Genomic DNA, 1,262 nt, shown 5'->3' with positions numbered 1-1,262 from the left:
CCATAGACCGTGTCATTACCGTCCGAGGCCGCGATGTTGTCATTGCCGTTCTCGCCGTAAAGCAGATCGTTGCCAGCGCGCCCAAGCACCGCATCGTCACCCACGCCGCCATAGATCGTGTCGTCGCCGTCTCCGGCATCCAGACGATCATTGCCGTCGCCCCCGTCGAGACGGTCGTTACCGAGATCTCCGACGAGAGTGTCGTTGCCAGCCAGACCTTCTATGGAATTATCCCCAGAAGTTCCGGTTATGGCATCATCTACAAGAGTACCGCGAGCGTTTTCGATACTGGTTAAGGTGTCAGAATTCCCGAATCCGTCCGTCGCGGTGCCAGCGCCGAGGTCGACGGTGACCCCAAGTACGCCACCGCTGATCCAGTCGCGATCATAGTAAACCCAATCGCTTCCGGCGCCGCCATCGATGCTGTCGTTCCCGGCCAGACCACGAAAGAAATTGTCAGCCCCGTCGCCGACCATTGTATCGCCAAACGCGGAACCGCGGATTCCTTCGATTCCAACCAGCGTGTCGGTCCCGTACGCTCCGGCGGAAGCTGTTCCCGACACGAGGTTTACCGTTACGGCCGATGTCGCTTTTTCATAACCTGCTTCGTCGATTCCGATGCCGCCATCCAGCAGATCGTTGCCGTCGTCACCTATCAGGTAGTCGTCACCAGCCTCGCCATAGAGTTCGTCATTTCCGCTTGACAGAGACCCGTCGTCAAGGCCGCCGACAACACGGTCGTTCCCGTCTCCCGCGAAAATCGTGTCATCGCCTGTATTTCCTCTGAGAACGTCATCGCCCGAGTTGTCGATGCCGGTCGTTCCCGGAAACAGATCGCTCCCGGTGGAGCCTAACCAAATCGCCATACTGCACCCCGCATATATGCTTCAAGTAGACATGACTCAAAGCGTGTATCACCCAATCCGATCTCAACGTATCGGGTGAGTTCGGTTTAAACAATTCACTTCCGGTCCAGGGCGTCCACGGCACAACAATACGCATCAGGCGGCACAATTGATCCGCTCAGGAAACAATTGCTGTGCGCGGACCAAGCCCTGGATGCCGATGTCCGATTTCCGACTTTTCTCCCGTCACACGAAGATAAAATCAGTCTGATCGATGTCCCCGACGGTAACGCCATCCAGCGTGATGACGTGGCCGTTGTAGTCGATCTCGACCCCGCCTGTCACGGCCGTCACGCCCAGCGCCGCGAACTTGCCCGCCTGACCGGCGCCTGCCACACCATGCAGACGGATCAGATC

The 1,262-nt window shown here is 58.0% G+C and carries 1 protein-coding gene; it reads right to left on the bottom strand.

The annotated features are described in order from the left end of the window. A partial coding sequence (locus tag QKW60_RS20960; RefSeq protein ID WP_282371656.1) for a calcium-binding protein occupies window positions 1-866 on the bottom strand: 866 nt, incomplete at its 3' end. Between the last annotated feature and the right edge of the window lie 396 nt (window positions 867-1,262).

The organism is Albidovulum aestuarii, from assembly GCF_029961185.1.
GTDB classification, from domain to species: domain Bacteria; phylum Pseudomonadota; class Alphaproteobacteria; order Rhodobacterales; family Rhodobacteraceae; genus Albidovulum; species Albidovulum aestuarii.
The sequence above is the reverse complement of the archived record's forward strand: the minus strand, read 5'-3'. Positions and strand labels throughout refer to the sequence as shown.